Source organism: Marinobacterium alkalitolerans, from assembly GCF_017776525.1.
Taxonomy (GTDB): Bacteria; Pseudomonadota; Gammaproteobacteria; order Pseudomonadales; family Balneatricaceae; genus Marinobacterium; species Marinobacterium alkalitolerans.
The window spans coordinates 170,665-178,198 of the sequence record NZ_JACVEW010000004.1 but is presented as its reverse complement, the minus strand read 5'-3'; the positions used below and the strand labels follow the sequence as shown (position 1 = coordinate 178,198).

The window sequence follows — 7,534 nt, the reverse complement described above, 5'->3', positions numbered from 1 at the left end:
TGGTGGCAATGGCGGGACTCGAACCTGCGACCCTCGCATTATGAATGCGATGCTCTAACCAACTGAGCTACATTGCCAACTGCTTTCAAGGCCGCGAATTATTCCCTGTTTTTAAAAACCTGTCAACGGCCTGAACGAAAAAAGTTTAAAAAAATCAGACGTTAAAGCGGAAGTGGACCACATCGCCATCCTGTACGATGTACTCTTTGCCTTCCAGTCTCCAGCGGCCTGCATCCTTCGCGCCCTGCTCACCCTTGTGGGTGATAAAGTCGTCATAGCTGATCACTTCAGCACGGATGAAACCCTTCTCGAAGTCGGTGTGGATAACACCGGCTGCCTGAGGGGCGGTTGCACCGATCTTGACGGTCCAGGCACGCACTTCCTTAACACCGGCCGTGAAGTAGGTCTGCAGTCCCAGCAGGCTGTACCCGGCGCGGATTACACGGTCGAGGCCCGGCTCTTCCATGCCCATGTCCTGCAGAAACTCGAGCTTCTCGTCATCTTCCAGTTCGGAGATTTCGGATTCCAGCTTGTTGCAGATGGCGACCACTTCAGCGCCTTCGGATGCGGCAAGCTCCTTCACCTGATCCAGGTAAGGGTTGTCGTCGAAACCGTCCTCGGAGACGTTCGCAATGTACATGGTCGGCTTGGTGGTCAGCAGGTGGAAGGTGCGCACCAGCTTCTGTTCGTTCTCGTCCAGCGACAGGGCACGTACCGGCTGGCCTTCTTCCAGATGCGGAATCAGTTTTTCCAGCAGCGCCTTGGCTGCAATGGCTTCCTTGTCACCGCCCTTGGCAGTGCGCTGAACACGCTGCAACTGCTTCTCGCAGGATTCGAGGTCGGCCAGAGCCAGTTCCAGATTGATGGTTTCAATGTCTTCCAGCGGGTGGATGCGGTTGGCCACGTGGATAACATTGTCATCTTCAAAGCAGCGTACTACGTGCGCGATGGCATCTGTCTCGCGGATGTTGGCGAGGAACTTGTTGCCCAGGCCTTCGCCCTTGGATGCGCCCGCGACCAGTCCGGCGATATCGACAAACTCCATGGTGGTGGGAATCACCTTCTCGGGCTTGACGATTTCCGCCAGTGCGTTGAGGCGCGGATCCGGCATCGGTACTACACCGGCATTTGGCTCAATCGTGCAGAAAGGGAAGTTTTCAGCGTCAATGCCCGCCTTGGTCAGGGCATTAAAGAGCGTAGATTTGCCGACGTTGGGCAGGCCGACAATACCGCATTTGAAACCCATGCTTAGATCCTGTGTTGAAGTTAGCCGTTGAAGCTGTGCAGCTGATTCATTGCCTTCGCCCAGTCCCCGTTCAGGGCCAGGGGCAGATACCTCAGTGCTTCGTCAATGGCCGCCTGCGTCTTGTCACGTTCGGGCACCGGGGCCTTGCTCAGGACAAAGTCGGATACCTGAGCGGCACTGCCAGGGTGGCCGATACCAACACGCAAACGGTAAAAATTACGGTCGTTCCCCAGCTTGCTGATGATGTCGCGCAAGCCGTTGTGTCCACCGTGACCTCCGCCCTGTTTCAGGCGTGCGGTGCCGGGTGGGATATCCAGTTCGTCATGGACGACCAGAATATCGCTGGTGGGAATCTTGTAGAAATTGGCAAGTGCGGCGACAGCCTGGCCACTGCGATTCATGTAAGTGGTCGGAATCAGCAGATGAACAGGACGATGGTCGATCAGAACCTTGCCGTAGAGACCGAAGAACTTTTTCTCCGGCTGCAGGGGGGTGTGCTGGTGGGCAGCAAGCTGCTCCACCAGCTGGGCACCGGCATTGTGACGGGTTTGGCTGTATTCCGTCCCGGGGTTGCCGAGACCGACGATCAGTTGAATCCGGTCCTTCATGCCAGTGCCTGTGGTCTACGCTTACTTGCCGGCTTTGGCGCCACGCGGTGCGTAGCAGTAACCGATACTCTGGTCGTGGTCAGAACCGCGACGCAGGGCAACGACCTCAACACCTTCCGGCAGCACAATGTCGGACAGGTGGGCAATCTGGCCCATTTCGATTTTGCTCAGATCAACTTCCAGTACTTCCGGCAGATCCTTCGGCAGGCACAGGATCTCAACAGTAGATGCTTCCTGAGCGAACTTGGCAGCCGCCTTGGATGCAGCAGACTTTTCGAAGTTGACGAACTTCAGCGGTACCTGCAGCTTGATCTTCTGGTTGTCGTCGATGCGCTGGAAGTCAGCGTGCAGAACCAGCGGCTTGGACGGGTGGCGCTGCAGGTCCTTGATGATAACCGGCTCGTCCTTGCCATCCAGGTTCAGGTTCAGGATGGAGGAGTAGAAGCCGTCTTCCAGCAGCATGCGATACAGATCGCGTGCAACAACGGAGATTGCTTTCGGTTCAGAAGAACCGTAGATGATGCCCGGAAGCAGACCTTCACGACGCAGGCGGCGGCTCGCACCTTTCCCCTGATCGTCACGGGCAACAGCATTAACAGTGAATTTAGCCATGAGTTTATTACCTTATACATTAAAGCTGCATACCCCCGCGACCAGAAGCATGCAGCGTGTGAATGACTCCGAGGAGTCGCTTAAGTTAACGGGCCAGGCCCGCAGGTCAGTGCCTCCGCTTAGCGGAACATGGCACTGATGGATTCTTCATTGCAGACACGACGGACTGCTTCGGCCAGCAGCGGCGACAGTGACATCTGACGGATCTTGTCGCACTTCTGAGCCTGCTCGGACAGCGGGATGGTGTCGGTTACGACCAGCTCATCCAGCTCCGAGGCGATAACGTTGTTGATGGCAGGTCCGGACAGGACCGGGTGTGTCACATAAGACACGACACGGGCAGCGCCCTTGTCTTTCAATGCCTTGGCAGCCTTGCACAGGGTGCCGGCGGTGTCACACATGTCGTCTACCAGAATGCAGGTACGACCGGACACGTCACCGATGATGTTCATCACCTGCGCTTCGTTGGCGCGCTCGCGACGCTTGTCGATGATCGCCAAGTCACAGTCCAGCTGCTTGGCAACGGCACGTGCACGGACCACACCGCCCACGTCCGGGGAAACAACGGTCACGTCTTCATACTGCTGGTCGATGATGTCATCCAGCAGAATGGGGGAGCCGTATACATTGTCGACCGGAATGTCGAAGAAGCCCTGAATCTGGTCGGCGTGCAGATCGACGGTCAGAACGCGGTCGATGCCGACGCTGGAGATCATGCTGGCCACGACCTTGGCGCTGATGGGGACACGTGCAGAACGCGGACGGCGATCCTGGCGCGCATAGCCGAAGTAGGGGATAACGGCCGTGATGCGTGTTGCGGATGCGCGGCGCATGGCGTCAGCGAACACGATCAGTTCCATCAGGTTGTCGTTGGTCGGTGCGCAGGTGGACTGAATGATGAAAACGTCCTTGCCGCGGACATTTTCCTGAATTTCAACACTGACTTCGCCGTCACTGAAACGGCCTACATGTGCTTTGCCCATCGGGATATCGAGGCGTTCGACAACTTTCTGAGCCAGCTCCGGATTGGCGTTTCCGGTGAAGACCATCATTTTAGACACGGCGATTACCTTCTCGATTGCGTCGGAATTTGATGAAGTAGAGAGGAAGTCAGTCATTGGTAAATGGCTGGGGTAGCAGGATTCGAACCTGCGCATGCTGGAATCAGAATCCAGTGCCTTACCGCTTGGCGATACCCCAGTCGTCTCCTGTGGTGTGAACCACGCTAAGAAGGCGCATATTCTCTACAAGTGGCTTGTAGAAATCAACCCCTGCTTGCGAAATTCGTCTCGGGTTTCGAGTCAGACCTGTCAGGTCTCCCAGTCACTGATAATAACCGTAAGACGCAGTTCCTGATGTTGCAAGCGCAGTTTCTCGGGCAGTACGCGCAGACCGGACTGAGCGAAGCGTTGATATTCCACTTTCCAGCCGGACTGGATGAATCCCTGAGCCGGCGACGGCAGGGGGGAGGAGGTTGTTGCCGGGTCCGGCAGGCCGCGAATCCAGAAGCGGGCCTGCGACAGAGGCAGGTGCCAGCCCAGCAGCTTTTGCATCAGCGCTTCGGGGGTATCGGCTCTGTAAACGTTGTCATCCCCGGAGCGTTCCAGACTGACGCCGGTCCGGTTGCCTTCAATGCGCAGCCCGCCCTGCCCCAAAGGCCCCTTGATGGCAATACGGTAGTCATCGCCCGTCTGCTGCCAGGTCATGCCTGCACTGAAACTGTCATGGGGCAGGCGCACGCCCAGTCGCCCATCGGCAGTCCAGGTTTCGAGGCTGGCAGCGGCCTGAGGGTCAAAGGCGGGTATCGGCGGTTGCTGCAACTGGCTGCACCCGCCCAGCAGGGCAGCCAGCAGCAGGATATAACAGTATCTCATTGCGTGTCCTTGATCGCGTCAGCGGCTTCCAGCAGGTGCAGGTTGTCGGGTGTCTGCTCCAGTCCCTTGTCGAGCATGTTGCGTGCCTGTTCACGCTCGCCCAGCTCCCAGAGCACCTGAACCAGGTGTCCCAGTACTTCCGGATCGGGGTAGGCATCATGGGCGCGCTGCAGAAAGTTCAACGCTTCTTCGGTGCGCCCCAGCTTGAACAGAACCCAGCCCATGGAGTCCAGAATGGCAGGGTCTTCCGGGGACTGCTCCAGTGCCCGGCTGATCAGAGTGTGCGCACGTTCAAGCTGCTCGGGCGCATAGAGTGTCAGGGTGTAACCCAGTGCGTTCTGGATCATGGCGCTCTCGGGCTCGAGTGTATAGGCCTGCTCCAGGTCACGCAGCATGGCGTCACTCTGACCGGCCGGCGTGATCATGGCACGGGTGTACAGCAGGTCGGCACTGGCGGGCAACTGTTCGATGGCGTCGGTCAGGACTTCATTGGCGGTGTCGATGAGGTCCTGGCGTTGCAGCCATTCCGCATACAGGATGGTCAGCGTTTCCCGGCGCTCCGGGTGGCGTGCCACTGTGTCCTCAATCAGCATCTCCACATCCGCGGCCTGCTGGGGCTGGTCATAGAGTGAGAGGGCACGGTTGAATGCCTGCACGGCGTTGGGCCCCTCTTCGACCTGAAGGTAGTGGTCGATGGCCTGCTTGCGGTGCCCCTGCTGTTGAGCGATCACGCCCAGGTAAAAGTGCGGCTCGGGGTTCTCGGGGTGCCGTTCCAGCAGCTGCTCCAGCAGCATGCGGCTGCGCTCGGGCTGCTCGTTTTCCAGCAGCAACAGGGCAAAGTAAAACTGTAGCTGCGGGTCGCTGTCCTCTTGCGCCAGTACGCGCTTGATTGCTTGCCAGCCCGCCTCATGCTGGCCCGACAGCAACAGCAGCTGAGCCCTGACGGCAGGCAGGCGAGGGTGAGCGGGGTTTTCGGCCATGGCTTTCTCCACCAGTGCCAGTCCCTTCAGCGGCTCGCCTTGGCGCCGGTGCAGCTCGGCACGCTGCAGTGCCAGCTCGGCCTGAGTCGGCTCACGTGTCAGTTCCTGATCCAGCAGTTTGGCGGCGGTATCGACCTCACCCAAGCGCTGCAGCAGCATGACCCGTGCCAGCAGGTAGTCCAGCCGATCCGGCATGTCTGCGCCCAGACGGGTGAGCAGTGCGTAGTAGCGGCGTGCTACCTCCGGCGGCATGTCATCGGCCTGCCCGGTAATCATGGCCAGGGCTTCGTCTCCGCCCTGATCCAGCACCTGCTCCAGCAGGGGTTCTGCCGCCTCGAACTGACCCTCGTGCAGCAGGATGTTGGCGCGAATATGGAGAGGCTCCAGTGCCTCCGGCTCGATGCGACTCCACAGCTGGCTGGCCTGAAGCACTTTTTCCGGGTCTCGCAGGAACTGGGCGATGCGTGTCGCACGCTCGGCAACGGCTGCATCGCCGGTGACTTCCGCCTGTGTCAGATAGCGTTTCAGGGCCAGATCAAAGCGGCCCTGTTTGCCGGCCAGCTCGGCTGTCAGCAGGTCAAACAGACTGTCGGCATTCAGCTCTCCCGGCGCGGGAGGGGAGCTGGCAAACGGCTGTAACTCCGTCTGGGGTGCCGTTGGGCTGGGCTGCTGGGCACATCCGGATGCCAGCAGTACCGGAATGCAGATCAGGCTGGTGAGCGTCCTCAGTTTTTTCACGGTTCCGTTCCTGCCGAGGGTTGAACTTGCCACTATAGAGTAGAGCCCCCGAGCTTGTCATGGGGCGACCCGGCGCAGCTGATGGGCGCCTTTATTATGCAGTGTACGGTAAGGAAGCCGGGATGGGTTAATCCCGAGGCGGCAAAGGTGTATCATGACGCGCTTGTCTGTAATGGGGTGACGCGAACCTGTATGGCTCTGCTGGCGTTAGGTATCAATCACAAAACGGCTTCCGTCGAGGTGCGAGAGCGTGTGGCTTTTGCGCCCGAATCCCTGTGCGAGGCGCTTCAGGAAGCAAAACGCATGGCGAATCTCGACGAGGTTGCCATCCTCTCCACCTGTAACCGCACCGAGCTGTACTGTGCGACCGACATCGAGGGGACGCGTGCACTGCTGGAGTGGCTGGGCCAGTACCACGGTCTGGATGTGGATGAGCTGCAGCGCTGTTCCTATGCCTACTGGGATGAAGCCGCGGTACGCCACATGATGCGTGTGGCCAGTGGTCTGGACTCTCTGGTGCTGGGCGAACCCCAGATTCTGGGGCAGTTGAAGTCCGCCTATTCGGTCGCTCAGGAAGCCGGACTGGCCAGTGTCGAGCTGGGACGCCTGTTCCGCAGTACCTTCTCAGTCGCCAAGCAGGTCCGCAGTCAGACCGCCATCGGTCAGAACCCGGTCTCCGTGGCCTATGCCGCAGTGAATCTGGCGCAGCATATATTCGCCGACATGAGCAGTAGCCGCGCACTGTTGATCGGTGCCGGTGAAACCATCGAGCTGGTCGCACGTCATCTCAAGCGAGCCGGTGTGGAGCAGATCACCGTGGCCAACCGAACCCTGGCGCGTGCGCTGGCGGTGGCCGAAGAGTTTGATGGCCGAGCGGTTGAGTTGAGCCAGATTCCCGACGAGCTGCCCGATACCGATATTCTGATCGCGTCCACGGCCAGTCAGCTGCCCATTCTGGGCAAGGGGGCCGTCGAGGCTGCCCTCAAGAAACGCAAGCACCGACCCATCTTCATGGTCGATATTGCGGTCCCGCGTGATATCGAACCCCAGGTAGGCGATCTGGATGATGTCTACCTCTATACCGTTGACGACCTGCGTGAAGTCATCGAAGAAAACCAGCGTGAGCGCCAGAGCGCAGCCAGCGAAGCTGAAGGCATCATTGAAACGGGGGCGCTGGAGTACATGCGCCAGTTGCGTGAGCTGGATGCCGTGGCGACGCTGCGCCTGCTGCGTGAACAGGCGGTAGCCGTGGCTCAGCAGGAGCTGGAGAAGTCACGCAAGCAGCTCAAAAACGGCAAGGACCCGGAAGAGGTGTTGCAGCGGCTGGCCCATGGCCTGACCAACAAGCTGTTGCACCAGCCTACGGTCCAGCTACGCAAGGCTTCTTCGGATGGGCGCTCTGACCTGCTTGAGCTGGTGCAGGAGCTGTATCAGCTGGACGAGAACGATAACCGCGACTGAGTGCCTGTGACAGGA

The 7,534-nt window shown here is 59.3% G+C and carries 7 protein-coding genes and 2 tRNA genes; 1 reads left to right on the top strand and 8 read right to left on the bottom strand.

The annotated features are described in order from the left end of the window. The 8 genes from H9C73_RS04250 to H9C73_RS04215 all read right to left on the bottom strand — a co-directional run bounded on the left by H9C73_RS04250 (window position 1) and on the right by H9C73_RS04215 (window position 6,058). A tRNA-Met gene (locus H9C73_RS04250) sits at window positions 1–77 on the bottom strand. Between the two features lie 77 nt (window positions 78–154). Next, window positions 155–1,246, bottom strand: a complete 1,092-nt coding sequence (ychF, locus tag H9C73_RS04245) for a redox-regulated ATPase YchF (RefSeq protein ID WP_209286544.1) — start codon at window positions 1,244–1,246, stop codon at window positions 155–157. Window positions 1,247–1,266: 20 nt separating this feature from the next. Continuing rightward, entirely contained in the window at window positions 1,267–1,854 is a 588-nt protein-coding gene (pth, locus tag H9C73_RS04240) for an aminoacyl-tRNA hydrolase (protein WP_209286543.1), read from the bottom strand. Between the two features lie 21 nt (window positions 1,855–1,875). Next, window positions 1,876–2,466 (bottom strand): 50S ribosomal protein L25/general stress protein Ctc, encoded by a 591-nt coding sequence (locus tag H9C73_RS04235; protein WP_209286542.1) that lies wholly within the window; start codon window positions 2,464–2,466, stop codon window positions 1,876–1,878. A 119-nt stretch (window positions 2,467–2,585) separates the two neighbouring features. Continuing rightward, window positions 2,586–3,527 (bottom strand): ribose-phosphate pyrophosphokinase, encoded by a 942-nt coding sequence (locus H9C73_RS04230; RefSeq protein WP_209286541.1) that lies wholly within the window; start codon window positions 3,525–3,527, stop codon window positions 2,586–2,588. A gap of 64 nt (window positions 3,528–3,591) precedes the next feature. Further along, window positions 3,592–3,666 (bottom strand) — tRNA-Gln (locus tag H9C73_RS04225). A 110-nt stretch (window positions 3,667–3,776) separates the two neighbouring features. Then, window positions 3,777–4,340 (bottom strand): lipoprotein insertase outer membrane protein LolB, encoded by a 564-nt coding sequence (gene lolB / locus H9C73_RS04220; RefSeq protein WP_209286540.1) that lies wholly within the window; start codon window positions 4,338–4,340, stop codon window positions 3,777–3,779. After that, window positions 4,337–6,058, bottom strand: a complete 1,722-nt coding sequence (locus tag H9C73_RS04215; protein WP_209286539.1) for a tetratricopeptide repeat protein — start codon at window positions 6,056–6,058, stop codon at window positions 4,337–4,339. The genes lolB and H9C73_RS04215 overlap by 4 nt, the downstream gene beginning before the upstream one ends. A gap of 192 nt (window positions 6,059–6,250) precedes the next feature. Here H9C73_RS04215 and hemA point away from each other — a divergent pair, with 192 nt between their 5' ends. Continuing rightward, on the top strand, window positions 6,251–7,519 hold the full coding sequence (hemA, locus tag H9C73_RS04210; RefSeq protein ID WP_209286538.1) for a glutamyl-tRNA reductase: 1,269 nt from the start codon (window positions 6,251–6,253) through the stop codon (window positions 7,517–7,519). Window positions 7,520–7,534: the final 15 nt, after the last annotated feature.